Below are 14,015 nucleotides of genomic sequence, written 5' to 3' on the forward strand. Positions count from 1 at the left end.
ACGGGGGGTTCGGAGCCAACTCCTGGCTCGTGGATGAGCTCTACGAGCAGTTCCAGAAGGACCGCAACTCGGTCGACAAGGAGTGGTGGCCGATCCTCGAGCAGTACACGCCGGATGCCGCGGATCAGCCCGCCGGCGGTGCGCCGGCGACGTCGGCGGAACCCGCGCACCCTGTCACCGCCCCCATTCCCGTGATCGGCGCGCAGCCGGTGGCCCGCACGACGGCCAAGCCCGCCAAGCAGGCGCCGATTCCCGCGCAGGCACCCAAGCGCGAGGCGAAGGACGAAGCGCCCGCCGAGGAGGAGCGCGTCACGCCGCTGCGCGGCATGCCGAAGACCCTCGCAGCGAACATGGATCAGTCGCTGACGGTGCCGACCGCGACGAGCGTGCGCACGATCCCCGCGAAGCTGATGATCGACAACCGCATCGTCATCAACAACCACATGGCACGCACCCGCGGCGGCAAGGTCAGCTTCACCCACCTCATCGGCTGGGCGCTGATCCGCACGCTCAAGGACTTCCCGAGCCAGAACGTGTTCTACGCCGAGGTCGACGGCAAGCCGTCGGTCGTCGCGCCGGCGCATGTCAACCTGGGCATCGCCGTCGACGTCCCCAAGCCCGACGGCTCGCGCGCCCTGCTCGTGCCGAGCATCAAGCGCGCTGACACCATGACCTTCGGCGAGTACCTCTCGGCCTACGAGGACATCATCGCCCGGGCGCGCGCGAACAAGCTCACCGCGGCCGACTTCGCCGGCACCACGGTCTCGCTGACCAACCCCGGTGGCATCGGGACCGTGCACTCCGTGCCCCGTCTGATGAAGGGCCAGGGCTGCATCATCGGCGCCGGCGCCCTCGACTACCCGGCCGAGTTCCAGGGCTCGAGCCCGCGCACGCTCACCGAGCTGGGCATCGGCAAGACCATCACCCTCACCAGCACCTACGATCACCGCGTGATCCAGGGCGCCGGATCGGGCGAGTTCCTCAAGAAGGTGCACGAGCTGCTGATCGGCGAGCGCAGCTTCTACGAGGACATCTTCGCCTCACTGCGCATCCCCTACCAGCCGATCCGCTGGAACGCCGACATCGCAGTGGACCTGGCCGAGCGCGTCGACAAGCAGTCACGCGTGCAGGAGCTCATCAACTCGTACCGGGTGCGCGGGCACCTGATGGCGGACATCGACCCGCTCGAGTACGTGCAGCGCTCGCACCCCGACCTCGAGATCGAGAGCCACGGGCTCACCTTCTGGGACCTCGACCGCGAGTTCGTGACCGGCGGCTTCGGCGGACGGCGCGTGATGAAGCTGCGCGACATCCTCGGCGTGCTGCGCGACTCGTACTGCCGCACCCTCGGCATCGAGTACATGCACATCCAGGACCCCGAGCAGCGCCGGTGGTTCCAGGAGAAGCTCGAGGTCAAGTACGTCAAGCCCAACCACGACGAGCAGCTGCGCGTGCTGCGCAAGCTCAACGAGGCCGAGGCGTTCGAGACGTTCCTGCAGACGAAGTTCGTCGGGCAGAAGCGCTTCTCGCTCGAGGGCGGCGAGTCCCTCATCCCGCTGCTCGACGAGGTGCTGCAGGGCGCGGCGAACGCCGGCCTGGACGGCGCGGCGATCGGCATGGCGCACCGCGGCCGCCTCAACGTGCTGACCAACATCGCCGGCAAGACCTACGGTCAGGTGTTCCGCGAGTTCGAAGGGTCGCTGACCCCCGGCAACCAGCGCGGCTCGGGCGATGTCAAGTACCACCTCGGGACCGAGGGGACGTTCGTCGCCGAGGACGGCGCTGAGCTGCCCGTCTACCTCGCCGCCAACCCCTCGCACCTCGAGACCGTCGACGGCGTGCTCGAGGGCATCGTCCGTGCCAAGCAGGACCGCAAGCCGATCGGCACCTTCGCCTGGCTGCCGATCCTCGTGCACGGCGACGCGGCCTTCGCCGGCCAGGGCGTGGTGGTCGAGACGCTGCAGATGTCGCAGCTGCGCGGATACCGCACCGGCGGCACCGTGCACGTCGTCGTCAACAACCAGGTGGGCTTCACGACGCTGCCGACGGACTCGCGCACGTCGGTGTACGCCACCGACGTGGCGAAGACCGTCCAGGCACCGGTGTTCCATGTGAACGGCGACGACCCCGAGTCGGTCATCCACGTCGCGCGGCTGGCGTTCGAGTACCGCGAGCGCTTCCACCGCGATGTCGTCATCGATCTGGTCTGCTACCGACGCCGCGGTCACAACGAGGGCGATGACCCCTCGATGACCCAGCCGCTGATGACCGAGCTGATCGAGGCGAAGCGCTCGGTGCGCAAGCTGTACACCGATGGCCTGGTCGGCCGCGGCGACATCACCGAAGAGGAGTACGAGCAGGCCAAGGCCGACTTCCAGAACCGTCTGGAGATCGCTTTCGCCGAGACGCACGCGGCCGAGACCGGTGCGACTCCGATCGCGCCGGAGCTCAGCCAGGTCGACGACCAGATCGGCGCCCCGGAGGTCACGGGTGTGCCGCTCGAGGTGGTCCACCTCATCGGAGACGCCCACGCGAACAAGCCCGACGGCTTCACGGTGCACTCGAAGCTGCAGCAGCAGCTCGACAAGCGCGTGAAGATGAGCCGCGAAGGCGGCATCGACTGGGGCTTCGGCGAGCTGCTCGCCTTCGGCTCGCTGCTGGTCGAGGGCACCCCCGTGCGCCTGGCCGGCCAGGACTCGCGCCGCGGCACGTTCGTGCAGCGTCACGCGGTGCTGCACGACCGCGCGAACGGCCAGGAGTGGCTGCCGCTGGCGAACCTCTCCGAGAACCAGGGCCGCTTCTTCGTGTACGACTCGCTGCTCAGCGAGTACGCGGCCCTCGGCTTCGAGTACGGCTACTCGGTCGAGAACACCGAGGCGCTGGTGCTGTGGGAGGCGCAGTTCGGCGACTTCGCCAACACCGCCCAGGCCGTCATCGACGAGTACGTGTCCTCCGCCGAGCAGAAGTGGGGCCAGCACTCCGGTGTGGTGCTGCTGCTGCCGCACGGCTACGAGGGCCAGGGGCCCGATCACTCCTCGGCACGCATCGAGCGCTTCCTGCAGCTGTGCGCGCAGGACAACATGCTCGTCGCGCGTCCGTCGACGCCCGCGTCGTACTTCCACCTGCTGCGGCGTCAGGCCTACGCCCGCCCGCGCAAGCCGCTGATCGTCTTCACCCCGAAGGCGATGCTGCGTCTGCGCGGCGCGACCAGCCCGGTCGAGGAATTCACCCAGGGTCGGTTCGAGCCGGTCATCGACGACGACCGCGATCTCGACCGCGGCGCCGTGAAGCGTGTGCTCGTGCATTCCGGAAAGATCCACTGGGATCTGCGCAGCGAGCTCGAGAAGAACCCGAACCCCGAGATCGCGCTGGTGCGTGTGGAGCAGCTGTACCCCACGCCGATCGACGAGCTGAAGGCGATCACCGACTCGTACCCGAACGCCGAGCTGGTGTGGGTGCAGGACGAGCCCGAGAACCAGGGCGCGTGGCCGCTCCTCGCGCTGGAGTTCGCCGCGGTGCCCGGCCCCCGGCAGTTCCACGCGGTGACGCGTCCGGCTGCGGCGTCGCCGGCGACCGGCTCGTCGAAGGTGCACGCGGCCGAGCAGGTCGCTCTGCTGAAGACCGCGCTGGCGCTCGACTGACGCTCGAGCGGATGCGAAAGGCCGCCGCCCTCCTCGGAGGGCGGCGGCCTTTCGCGTGAGCGGTCGCCGGTCGGTACCGGATGCCGAGTCAGTACCAGATGCCGAGGACGGGCGACGGGGTGGTCAGGAAGGCGCGGGAGAGCGCGCTCACCGCGTCGGCATCACCGTGGATGCGCCCGGCGGCGGCGAGCTGCGCGGCCGGAACTCCCCCGGCATAGATCGCCGACAGCTCGACGACACCGAGCGTCACCTCCGGGGAGTCGGAGGTCGCTGTGATCCGGCAGCGGCCGCGCTCGTCGACGGTGACCCGCCAGTCGCCGGCGGCGAACCCGAGCGGGTCGTCGACGCGGAGCACGATGTCGAGCGGTGCGCTGTAGGTGCGCGCGGTGAGGGCCGCGTCGACGTCGAGCACCCGCAGCCAGCCGTGGTCGTGCACCTCGGCCGTGACCGCACGCTGGTCTGAGACCAGCCAGGGCAGCGGGTCGTCGACGGGCCGCAAGTCGACGCGCGCCCTGGTGACCAGGTCGTGCTGCACGACGAACCGCCAGATCTCGCGCAGCGCCTCGTCGGAGGTCGTGATGATCGAGCGGATGCGCAGCTCCGAGCGGAACACCCCCGGAAGCTCGGCGAGCGTGTACGCCATGGCACCCTGCACGGCGCCGTCCGCGTCGGTGAACCGCACGCCGCGGACGGCCGCGGCCTCCTTGTCGCCCTCGGCCAGGCCCGCCATGCGCTGCCACCGGCCGCGCCATCCGGCGACCTGCCCGGAACGCCGTGCCCGGGATGCCTCGTGAAGCTGTTCGAGATCGGTGGCGAGGGTCTGCTTGTCGGCGTACACGAGGCGCCCCGTCGACGGCGCGTCGCTGCCGCGCCAGCCGGCGCGCGCCGTGTCGACGGTGAATCGCATCACCGGCACCGCGGATCCGAAGCCGTACCGGCCGTAGATCGTCGCCTCTGATGCCGTGAGGCCGGCCACCGCGACTCCTGCGCCTGCGGCTGCCCGCAGCTCGCCCTCGAGCAGATTGCGCGCGATGCCGCGCCGACGGTGGGTCCCGGCGACGGTGACCGAGCTGATCGCCCACATGTCGACCTCGCCGCCGGGCAGGCTCAGCGGAGTCACCCAGCTGTTGACCGTCGCGATCGGCCAGCTGCCGGCCGCGGGATCGTAGACGCCGATGTTGCGTCGTGCGCGCATGGTCTCACGCATCTGGGCCAGCTCGGCGTCGGTGGGATCCTCATCGAGGAAGCCGCGCGAGTCCGCGCGGAGGAACCCCTCCGCGTCGGCGTCGACCGCCATGTCGGCGATGCGGTAGTCCAGGCCTTTCTCGCGCAGGCGGCGCTGCGAGTCCGGGTCGACGGAGATGAGGGTCTCTTCCGGTTCGGTCATCCACTCAGCCTACGGGGAGGCCGCGCGACCGGTCTCCCCGTCGTCAGTGCGCCGTCAGTGGGTCGCCTGAGCTGCTCGCAGCCGGGCGAGCACCTGGTCCCGCAGCTCTTCGGGGGCGGTCTCCTTGCAGGCGCGTGCCACGACCTCGGTGAGGGTCTTCGCGACCAGGGCCTCGTCCTTGCATGCTTCGCAGTTCTCGAGATGCTCGCGGATCTCGGTGTGCCCGGTGCGGCACACCTCGTTGCGGAGGTACTCCTCCAGGTCCCGGCGCGCCTTCTCGCAGCCGCAGTCGCTCATTTCCTGCTCCTCGGTTCGGCCGCGCGGATTCCCCGTTCAGCGGCGTAGTCGGCCAGCAGCTCGCGGAGCATGCGCCTGCCACGATGCAGGCGGCTCATCACGGTGCCGATGGGGGTCTTCATGATGTCGGCGATCTCCTGGTACGAGAATCCTTCGACGTCGGCGAGGTAGACCGCGAGGCGGAAGTCCTCGGGCACCTCCTGCAGGGCATCCTTCACGACGGATGCCGGCATCCGGTCGATCGCCTCCGCCTCGGCGGAGCGACCGTGCGAGGCGGTCGTCGATTCGGCGCCGCCGAGCTGCCAGTCCTCGAGCTCGTCGATCGTGCCCTGGAACGGCTCACGCTGGCGCTTGCGGTAGATGTTGATGTACGTGTTCGTGAGGATGCGGTACAGCCACGCCTTCAGGTTCGTTCCCTGCGTGAAGCTCGACCACGCGGCGTACGCCTTCACGAACGTCTCCTGCACGAGATCGGCGGCATCAGCCGGGTTGCGCGTCATGCGCATGGCCGCGGCGTAGAGCTGATCCATGAAGGGGATCGCCTGCTCCTCGAAGTCGCGTCGAGGATCGCGGGAAGCTGTCTCGTCCATCACCGGCCAGTCTAGGCGGGAGAGGGCATCGTCATCGTGGACGTCGGAGCGGTCGAGCAGGGTGTTCGCCGTCATGTGTCTTCTCCGCTCCGTCTGTCGCAGGCTTCACTAGGCTTAGAACCGATGAGCACTGAACGGTATTCCCTTGCACCCGCGCGCGGCCGGTACGTCGCACCGGTCGCCGAGCACGCCGTGCACGCGTCCGTCACGGTCCCCGGCTCGAAATCGCTCACCAACCGCGAGCTGGTGATCGCCGCGATCGCGGACGGTCCGGGCCGGTTGATCCGGCCCCTGCACTCGGACGACTCCCGTCGCATGGTCGACGCGCTGCGTCAGCTGGGGGTGGGCATCGAGGAGGAGCCGTCCGACGGCGAGTTCGGCCCCGATCTGCTCATCACCCCAGCCCGTCTGCGTGGCGGGGTGACCGTCGACTGCGGCCAGGCCGGCACGGTGATGCGCTTCATCGCCCCGCTCGCGGGCCTCGCCGACGACGAGATCCACCTGACCGCCCACGAGAGCGCCCTGCACCGCCCGATGGGTGCGCTGATCACCGGGCTGCGCGACCTGGGCGTCGACGTCGACGACGAGGGCACCTGGTCGCTGCCGTTCACCGTCCGCGGGCACGGACGCATCCGCGGGGGCCGCGTCGAGATCGACGCCTCGGGTTCCAGCCAGTTCGTCTCGGGGCTGCTTCTCGCCGCCCCGCGGTTCGACGTCGGACTGCATCTCGTGCACACCGGCGTGCGGCTGCCCAGCCTGCCGCACATCGACATGACCATCGAGTCGCTCAGCCGACGAGGCATCCGCATCGAGCGTCCCGCCGCAGGCGAGTGGCTCGTCGAGGCGGGCGTCCCACGGGCGAAGGACGTGGCGATCGAACCCGACCTGTCCAACGCGGCCCCGTTCCTGGCCGCGGCGCTGGTGACCGGCGGAGAGGTCACGATCGCCGGCTGGCCGCTGCACTCGACCCAGCCGGGGGCACTGCTGCCCGACATCCTGCACGCGCTGGGCGCACACACCAGTCGGCACGGCGGTGCGCTCACGGTGCGCGCGGGCGACAGCATCCGCGGTCTCGACATCGACCTGTCGGCGGCGAGCGAGCTGACCCCGACCATCGTGGGTCTCGCCGCCTTCGCCGACGGTCCGACCGTCATCCGCGGGGTCGGGCACATCCGCACCCATGAGACCGACCGCATCGCGGCGCTGGTGAACAACCTGCGCGCGCTCGGCGGCGACGCCGAAGAGCTGCCCGACGGCCTTCGCATCACCCCGCGCCCGCTGCACGGCGGCGTCTGGCCGGCGCATCACGATCACCGGATGGCGACCACCGGCGCCCTCATCGGACTGCGCGTTCCGGGGGTCGAGATCGACGACATCGGCACGACGGCCAAGACCCTGCCGGAGTTCACCCAGCTGTGGGAGCGCATGCTGACGGGCGCCATCGCGTGAGCTGGCTCGGCGACGACGACGACCTCGATGATGTCGAGGACTTCGACGAGAGCCGCATCCGCACCCGCCCCAATCCGAAGGCGAACCGTCCGCGCACGAAGCGCCGCCCCGCCCACGACGACGCCGAGATCGGGCGCATCCTCGGGGTCGATCGCGGCCGCTACAGCGTGCTGCTCGGTGAAGACACGGAAGAGGAGCGCACGATCACCGCGGCCAGAGCCAGAGAGCTGCGACGCACGCCGATCGTGACCGGTGATCGCGCGCGGGTCGTGGGAGACCGCTCCGGCGACGAGGGAACCCTCGGCCGCATCGTCGGCATCGTCGAGCGCACCTCGCTGCTGCGCCGCAGCGCCGACGACACGGATCAGGTCGAGCGGGTCATCGTCGCGAACGCCGACCAGATGCTGGTGGTCGTGGCGGCGGCGGATCCCGAGCCCCGCGCCCGCCTGGTGGATCGCTACCTCGTGGCAGCGCTCGATGCCGGCATCCGCCCGCTGCTCGTCGTGACGAAGACCGATCTCGCCGACCCCGCCGATTTCCTCTCCCACTTCGACGGTCTGGATCTGACGGTGTTCACGAGCGCTCGCGGGCACATGCCCCTCGACGAGATCGGCGCGGCCCTCGTGGGCCACTCCACCGTGTTCGTCGGGCACTCCGGCGTGGGAAAGTCGACGCTGGTGAACGCGCTGGTCCCCAAGGCGCACCGCGCGACGGGCCATGTCAACGAGGTGACCGGCCGCGGCCGGCACACCTCGTCGTCGACCGTGTCGCTGCGCTACGTCGGCGCGGCCGGCAGCGGATGGGTCATCGACACCCCCGGAGTCCGCTCGTTCGGGCTCGGGCACGTCGATCCCGCCAACATCCTCACCGCGTACACCGAGCTCGCGGAGATCGCCCAGGCCTGCCCGCGCGGATGCACGCATCTCGCCGACGCCGAGGACTGCGCCCTGAATGAGGCGGCAGCCGACGGCGAGCTGAGCGAGACCGGGAAGGCCCGGCTCGAGTCGCTGCAGCGGCTGCTGACCACCTTCGGCGGATAGGCTGGTCGGGTGACGACACGCCTGGAACCCGGTACGCCCGCCCCCGACTTCACCCTGCTCGATCAGGACGGCACGGCCGTCTCGCTGGCCGATCTGCGCGGCCAGAAGGTCATCCTGTACTTCTATCCGGCGGCCATGACTCCAGGTTGCACGAACCAGGCGTGCGACTTCCGCGACAGCATCGCGTCACTGCAGGCCGCGGGGTACACGGTCGTCGGCGTCTCCCGCGACGAGCCCGAGAAGCTGAAGGCCTTCCGCGAGCGCGACGGGCTCACCTTCACGCTGCTCAGCGACCCGGACCACGCGGTGCACACGACCTACGGCGTGTGGGGCGAGAAGATGAACTACGGCAAGGTCATCGAGGGCGTCATCCGCTCGACCTTCGTCATCGACGAGCAGGGCACGATCACCACGGCGCAGTACAACGTGAAGGCGGCGGGTCACGTCGCCCGACTGCGCAAGGCCCTCGGCGTCGACGCCTGAGCCTCCGACGCGGCTCAGTCGTCAGCCGCGGTCGCGCGGCGTTGGCCGCTGTCACGCGGCGTTAGCCGCGGTCGCGCGGCTCGTCGCCGGGGCGCAGGCGCGGATCCGATGCGCCGTCGCGGCGCGTGGCGCTGATCAGCAGCACCAGTCCGATCAGCGCCGTTCCGCCGACTCCGATCGTGAAAAGCCACACCTTCGGCTCGAGGCTGAGCGATGCCAGCCCGAGGGCGACACCGAGGACCTGGAACAGCACTCCCCCGGACCGTGCCCATGATGCCCGCCGCAGGGTGCCCCACGAGAAGGCTCCGAGGGCCACGGCGGCGACCAGCGTGAGCACGATGAGCGCGATGCCACCCATGTTCGAGGATGTGTCGCCCGCGCCCAGTGCCAGCAGTTCGATGACGCAGACGATTCCCAGGGCGGCGCCTTCGAGGGCGAGCACGATGGCGGCAGCGGTGGTCGGGCCGGAAGTGCGCACGAAGGTCCTTTCAGGAGCGTAGAAAAACCTTGATTTCAGATTGTTTCTGTAACACAATGGAACAAGCCATGTGCTCCCACATCGGAGTGGGGCGGGTATCGCCCGCATCACCAGGGTAGCCGACCCCGATCCGCTTACCCGATCTGCGCGCCGCACGAACGGCGCCCCACACCGAAACACCTATCTCTGAGGAGCCCCCCGTATGGACTGGCGCGATAAAGCAGCCTGCCTGACCGTCGACCCCGAGCTGTTCTTCCCCGTCGGGAACACCGGGCCCGCGGTCGACCAGATCGAAAAGGCCAAGGCCGTGTGCGCCACCTGCACCGTGACAGAGATCTGCCTGCAGTATGCCCTCGAATCCGGTCAGGACTCGGGCGTCTGGGGCGGTCTCTCCGAAGACGAGCGCCGCGCGCTCAAGCGCCGTGCCGCTCGCGCCCGCCGCGCCGGCTGACCCACCCGCTCGACGCACTCCGCTCGGCTCCCGAGCACGCGATCCGCGAAGCGCCGGTCATCCTCCCGGATGACCGGCGCTTCTGTGCGACGTGGGGCAGCGGGGCTCGAGGGTCAGACGGAGATCCAGCGCATCGGGATCTCGATGATCACCTGGGTGCCCTCACCCTCGGCGCCCTTCCACTCGATGCTGCCGCTGAGCTCGCCCTGGATGAGCGTGCGCACGATCTGCGTGCCCAGTCCCTGGCCCACCCGTCCCTCGGGCAGGCCGTGTCCGGTGTCGGCCACGGTCACGCGCAGCAGCTCGGAGGTGCGGCTCGCCTCGATGCGCACGATTCCCTCCTGACCTGCCAGGCCGTGCTCGACAGCATTGGTCACCACCTCGGTGAGTGCCAGGGCGAGCGGGGTCGCGTATTCGCTCGGCAGCACACCGAAGCGTCCTTCTAGCTGCGTGCGCGCGCGGGTGTTGGGCGCGGACGCGACCTCAGCCACGAGCTTCAGCACCCGGTCGAACACCTCATCGAAATCGACCGTCTGCGACAGGCCGCTGGCGAGGGTGTCGTGCACGACGGCGATCGACTCGACGCGCCGCATCGCCTGCGTGAGCGCCTCCCGCGCCTCGTCGGAGTGCGTGCGGCGCGCCTGGATGCGCAGCAGCGAGGCGACGGTCTGCAGGTTGTTCTTCACCCGGTGGTGGATCTCGCGGATCGTCGCGTCCTTGGTGATCAGCTCCTGCTCTTGATGGCGCAGCTCCGACACATCGCGACACAGCACGATCGCACCGATCCGATTGCCGTGGTCCTTGAGCGGAATGGCTCGCAGAGACACGGTGACGCCGCGCGCCTCCATGTCGGTGCGCCAGGGGGCACGTCCGGTGACGACGACCGGCAGCGACTCGTCGACCTGACGCGACGGCGGGACGAGCCGTGTGGTGACCTCGGCGAGCGCCTCCCCCTCGAGCTCGTCGTCGAAGCCCATCCGGTTGAAGGCGGACAGCGCGTTCGGGCTCGCGAAAGTGGTGATGCCGTCGACGTCGAGGCGGATCAGTCCGTCGGACGCGCGCGGCGCGCCGCGACGCGGCGCGGTGGGAGCGGACAGGTCGGGGAACTCGCCTGACGCGATCATGTGGAACAGATCGTTCGCGCACTCGTCGAAGCTGATCTGCTGACGCGACGGCATCCGCACCTCGCCGAGGTTGGTGTGCCGGGTCAGGACGCCGATGATCTGGCCCTCGTCCTTCCCCTCCCGCCGACGGATGGGCACGGCACGCACCCGGGTCGGGGTCTCCTCGAACCAGTCCGGCGAGGACGAGTCGACGATCGCACTGGACTCGAACGCCGCCTGCACCTGTGTGCGCCACTGCGGGCGGACCTTCTCACCGACGAGATCACGGTAGAACAGGGTGGCCGCGCCGCTCGGGCGCGAATGGGTGACCGCGACGAACGAGCCGTCGGAGGTCTCGATCCAGATCACCATGTCGGCCGAGGCGAGATCCGCCAGCAGCTGGCCGTCACCGGCCAGGCGGTGCAGCCATTCGACATCGGCATCGGTGAGGAGACCCTGGGCGTGGACGAGGTCGCTGAGTGTTGACACGGATTCAGCCTACTGGCGCGCCGCGCCCCCTTCAGAGGATGGCGAGGGAGCTGGCCCGCCAGCGTCCGTCGAAGCCCTCCAGCCGGATCGCGACCGCACGTGTGCGCCCGGGCCCCGCCACCACCACGACCGCTTCGACCACGTTGTCGACCGGTGCGCTCTCGCGGATCGAGAGGATCTGGAAGCTGGGGCGCGTCGGAGCCTGGTTGCGGGCGCTGCGAGCGCGCGCCGACAGGTTCGCCCGGGTGACCAGGGCGCGGAACGCGTCTTCGCTGAACCATCGCGCGAGCTGATCGACCTCGCGGACACCGGCGAGCACCTCCAGCGCGCCCTGGGTCAGGCTGCGCAGCAGCGGCACCGGATCGGGAAGCTCGGCCGCCGAGGTCGGCTGCGGAGCGAAGTACTCGTTCAACGTCGTCGTCATTCCCCGACACCCCCCGGCTCGTGGTGCTGCTCATCTTCGTAGCGAACCCCACGAAAATAACACACCGCATCCGAACGGCCGAGGGTGGTCGCGCCCGGCTGTGGAGAACCCGCATCGTCCCGAACGGTTCTGCTCTACTGTCGACAGCGTGGAATGGGAGCATCTCTTCGACGACCTGGAGGGTCAGCTCGCGGCCGAGTGGGAGGCGGAGCGCGCGGCGCTGGATGCCGAATCCGAGCGGCTGCGGATCTCGAAGCTGACGCTGCACGACCGGCTGCGGACGATGGCCGCGATCGAAGGCAGGATGATGCTCGAACTGGCCGGCGGTGAGCGATGGGATGCCGTGCTGCGCGTCGTCGGCGCCGATTGGGTGGGGGTGAGCGCGGGCGGCGACTCTCGGATGCGGATCGCGCCGCTGGAGGCGATCGAGTCGCTCGCGGTCGATCACGGCGCCCTGCTCGGCAGCCTGTCCGCCGACGCACCGGACGGTGGGCTGCGTGGACGGATGACGCTCGGGTTCGTCCTGCGCGACCTTGCACGGCGGCGCATTCCCGTGACGGTCGGCAGACGCTCGGGCGACCCTCAGCACGGCACCATCGACCGCGCGGGCGCGGATCACCTCGATCTGGCACTGCACGATCCGCACGAGCCGCGGCGCGTGCGCTCGGTGCACGGATTCCGCAGCATCCCGTTCACCACGCTCAGCTGGGTGCGCGTGGAGGACGCCTCGGACGTCGTCTGAGCGGGCGAAGGGCGGCTGCTGCTGCTGCGCGCGGGGTCAGTCTCGCCGCAGCGGCGCGGTCCCCCACACCTCGGGGAAGCTGGCCTCGTTCGACTGCCGCCACAGCGCCATCCGTCGTGCTTCCTCGGACTGCGCGTCGAGGTACTCCGCAAGACTGGCGTGCTCCACCCGCCACCGCGGCGGCGAACCCACCTGGGAGCCCCGCAGCCGACCCGCGTGCACGAGGTCGATGACTTCATCGACCTCGATGCTGAGAAGCTCTGCCACCTGCGCGGGCGCGAGGAAGCGCGGAGCCTCTCGGGATGCTTCGGACATGCACTCATTCTCCCCCGCCGTGGCATGAAAGCCCTCATCGACCGGCCGCTGTGGATAACTTCGGCGGCGATCATCCGACTTCTGTGACGATGTCTGCATGATCCGCTCCCGCGCCCACCGCCCGTTCTTCGGCGATCTGCGATTCCTGATCGGCGTGGCGCTCGTGCTCGCATCGATCGCCGGCGTCTGGCTTCTGGTGTCGACCTCGCGTCAGACCGCTCCGGTCCTGCAGGCGACGAGGACGGTGCTTCCCGGCGAGGCGATCAGCTCGGCGGAGCTTCAGGTCGTCGAGGTGGGGCTCGGCACGCTCAGCGGCTCGTATCTCGCCCCGCAGAGCCTGCAGCCGGGCGCCGTCGCGGTGCGCACCCTCACCGCCGGCGAGCTGGTGCCGCTCGCCGCCGTCGGCGATCCCGACGCCCTGCGCACGACATCGGTCGTGATCCGCAGCACGGCCGTCCCTGCCGACGTGTCGGCCGGGACGGTGGTCGAGCTGTGGCACGCGCCCCCGATCGACGACGGGCGCGCGTTCGAGGAGCCGCGGATACTCGTCGCGGATGCGGTCATCGCGCGTGTCGCCGAGGAGGACGGGATGCTGGCCGGAGGACGGATCGACGTCGAGGTAGTCGTCGACCGGGCCGATGTCGCGGATGTGCTGGCGGCGATCACCGGCGGGGACGCCATCTCGATCGTCCCGACGGGGGCCGGGTCGTGATGAACCTGATCATCGTCGACGACGGCGCCGATGCGGCGCTGCTCGCGAGCGATCTCGAGCTCGAGGGAGCGCAGGTCACTCTCGTGCGACCCCATGACCTGCCGGCGCTGCACCTGGCGGGTGTCGATGCGCTGCTCATCCCGCCGATCCGCGCTCTGCTGACGGCCGACCTGATCGGCGCCTGCGATCGCGCCGCCGTGCGGGTGGTGCCGGTCGGAACAACAGACTCGCGACTCGCATCCCGCTTCGGCCTGCCGGCGCCGCTGCCGTTCGACACACCCGCGGCGCGGGTTCTCGCCGCGATCACCGGCGGGTGCGCCACCGGCGGATCGTCCGACAACGGTCGGACGCCGCGCGTGCTCGCGGTGTGGGGACCGCACGGCGCGCCAGGGCGCACCACGCTCGCCATCCAGC

Annotated in this window: 14 protein-coding genes and 1 pseudogene; 8 read left to right on the forward strand and 7 right to left on the reverse strand. The window is 69.9% G+C overall.

All coding sequences use genetic code 11. The features are described 5' to 3' along the window. Window positions 1-3,641 (forward strand): multifunctional oxoglutarate decarboxylase/oxoglutarate dehydrogenase thiamine pyrophosphate-binding subunit/dihydrolipoyllysine-residue succinyltransferase subunit (locus RT309_RS08980; protein WP_313356532.1); only part of this gene is annotated, 3,641 nt, incomplete at its 5' end. Window positions 3,642-3,729: 88 nt separating this feature from the next. On the opposite strand, the gene RT309_RS08985 is transcribed toward RT309_RS08980, so the two are convergent. From RT309_RS08985 to RT309_RS08995, 3 genes are read right to left on the reverse strand one after another with little or no spacing between them, the layout of a single operon-like run. Beyond that, a complete protein-coding gene (locus tag RT309_RS08985) occupies window positions 3,730-5,028 on the reverse strand; it encodes a GNAT family N-acetyltransferase (protein WP_313356533.1) in 1,299 nt (432 codons plus the stop codon). A 54-nt stretch (window positions 5,029-5,082) separates the two neighbouring features. Then, a complete protein-coding gene (locus RT309_RS08990; protein ID WP_313356534.1) occupies window positions 5,083-5,325 on the reverse strand; it encodes a zf-HC2 domain-containing protein in 243 nt (80 codons plus the stop codon). Further along, window positions 5,322-5,915: a sigma-70 family RNA polymerase sigma factor gene (locus RT309_RS08995; RefSeq protein ID WP_396654440.1), complete on the reverse strand. Its 594-nt coding sequence runs from the start codon at window positions 5,913-5,915 to the stop codon at window positions 5,322-5,324. The genes RT309_RS08990 and RT309_RS08995 overlap by 4 nt, the downstream gene beginning before the upstream one ends. Before the next feature lie 123 nt (window positions 5,916-6,038). Here RT309_RS08995 and aroA point away from each other — a divergent pair, with 123 nt between their 5' ends. From aroA to bcp, 3 genes are read left to right on the forward strand one after another with little or no spacing between them, the layout of a single operon-like run. Then, window positions 6,039-7,364: a 3-phosphoshikimate 1-carboxyvinyltransferase gene (gene aroA / locus RT309_RS09000; RefSeq protein WP_313356536.1), complete on the forward strand. Its 1,326-nt coding sequence runs from the start codon at window positions 6,039-6,041 to the stop codon at window positions 7,362-7,364. Further along, a complete protein-coding gene (rsgA, locus tag RT309_RS09005; protein WP_313356537.1) occupies window positions 7,361-8,404 on the forward strand; it encodes a ribosome small subunit-dependent GTPase A in 1,044 nt (347 codons plus the stop codon). The genes aroA and rsgA overlap by 4 nt, the downstream gene beginning before the upstream one ends. 9 nt (window positions 8,405-8,413) lie before the next feature. Further along, window positions 8,414-8,887, forward strand: coding sequence for a thioredoxin-dependent thiol peroxidase (gene bcp, locus RT309_RS09010; RefSeq protein WP_313356538.1), 474 nt, complete (start codon window positions 8,414-8,416; stop codon window positions 8,885-8,887). Window positions 8,888-8,948: 61 nt separating this feature from the next. On the opposite strand, the gene RT309_RS09015 is transcribed toward bcp, so the two are convergent. Continuing rightward, the gene (locus tag RT309_RS09015; protein ID WP_313356539.1) at window positions 8,949-9,365 is read right to left on the reverse strand and encodes a hypothetical protein; all 417 of its coding nucleotides are present in this window, start codon (window positions 9,363-9,365) and stop codon (window positions 8,949-8,951) included. A gap of 202 nt (window positions 9,366-9,567) precedes the next feature. Between RT309_RS09015 and RT309_RS09020 the strand changes: the two genes are divergently transcribed. Next, window positions 9,568-9,816, forward strand: coding sequence for a WhiB family transcriptional regulator (locus RT309_RS09020; protein WP_071641453.1), 249 nt, complete (start codon window positions 9,568-9,570; stop codon window positions 9,814-9,816). A gap of 113 nt (window positions 9,817-9,929) precedes the next feature. Here RT309_RS09020 and RT309_RS09025 read toward each other — a convergent pair whose 3' ends face one another. Then, a complete protein-coding gene (locus tag RT309_RS09025) occupies window positions 9,930-11,408 on the reverse strand; it encodes a histidine kinase N-terminal domain-containing protein (protein ID WP_313356540.1) in 1,479 nt (492 codons plus the stop codon). A 31-nt stretch (window positions 11,409-11,439) separates the two neighbouring features. Next, entirely contained in the window at window positions 11,440-11,832 is a 393-nt protein-coding gene (locus RT309_RS09030; protein WP_313356541.1) for an Rv3235 family protein, read from the reverse strand. Between the two features lie 148 nt (window positions 11,833-11,980). On the opposite strand from RT309_RS09030, the gene RT309_RS09035 reads away from it, so the two are divergent. Further along, window positions 11,981-12,574: a hypothetical protein gene (locus tag RT309_RS09035; protein WP_313356542.1), complete on the forward strand. Its 594-nt coding sequence runs from the start codon at window positions 11,981-11,983 to the stop codon at window positions 12,572-12,574. A gap of 36 nt (window positions 12,575-12,610) precedes the next feature. Here RT309_RS09035 and RT309_RS09040 read toward each other — a convergent pair whose 3' ends face one another. Continuing rightward, on the reverse strand, window positions 12,611-12,889 hold the full coding sequence (locus RT309_RS09040; RefSeq protein ID WP_313356543.1) for a helix-turn-helix domain-containing protein: 279 nt from the start codon (window positions 12,887-12,889) through the stop codon (window positions 12,611-12,613). A gap of 97 nt (window positions 12,890-12,986) precedes the next feature. On the opposite strand from RT309_RS09040, the gene RT309_RS09045 reads away from it, so the two are divergent. Further along, window positions 12,987-13,601: an SAF domain-containing protein gene (locus RT309_RS09045; protein WP_313356544.1), complete on the forward strand. Its 615-nt coding sequence runs from the start codon at window positions 12,987-12,989 to the stop codon at window positions 13,599-13,601. Then, a pseudogene (locus RT309_RS09050) lies at window positions 13,598-14,015 on the forward strand (hypothetical protein); the annotation flags it as partial. The gene RT309_RS09045 and the pseudogene RT309_RS09050, both read left to right, overlap by 4 nt.

This window comes from Microbacterium sp. (assembly GCF_032084865.1).
Taxonomy (GTDB): domain Bacteria; phylum Actinomycetota; class Actinomycetes; order Actinomycetales; family Microbacteriaceae; genus Microbacterium.

What these genes read in the sequence shown, in the direction of transcription:
- RT309_RS08985 (WP_313356533.1), bottom strand. Translation starts at nt 5,028, where the DNA reads ATGACCGAACCGGAAGAGACCCTCATCTCCGTCGACCCGGACTCGCAG.
- RT309_RS08990 (WP_313356534.1), bottom strand. Translation starts at nt 5,325, where the DNA reads ATGAGCGACTGCGGCTGCGAGAAGGCGCGCCGGGACCTGGAGGAGTAC.
- RT309_RS08995 (WP_396654440.1), bottom strand. Translation starts at nt 5,915, where the DNA reads ATGGACGAGACAGCTTCCCGCGATCCTCGACGCGACTTCGAGGAGCAG.
- aroA (WP_313356536.1), top strand. Translation starts at nt 6,039, where the DNA reads ATGAGCACTGAACGGTATTCCCTTGCACCCGCGCGCGGCCGGTACGTC.
- RT309_RS09020 (WP_071641453.1), top strand. Translation starts at nt 9,568, where the DNA reads ATGGACTGGCGCGATAAAGCAGCCTGCCTGACCGTCGACCCCGAGCTG.
- RT309_RS09030 (WP_313356541.1), bottom strand. Translation starts at nt 11,832, where the DNA reads ATGACGACGACGTTGAACGAGTACTTCGCTCCGCAGCCGACCTCGGCG.
- RT309_RS09040 (WP_313356543.1), bottom strand. Translation starts at nt 12,889, where the DNA reads ATGTCCGAAGCATCCCGAGAGGCTCCGCGCTTCCTCGCGCCCGCGCAG.
- RT309_RS09045 (WP_313356544.1), top strand. Translation starts at nt 12,987, where the DNA reads ATGATCCGCTCCCGCGCCCACCGCCCGTTCTTCGGCGATCTGCGATTC.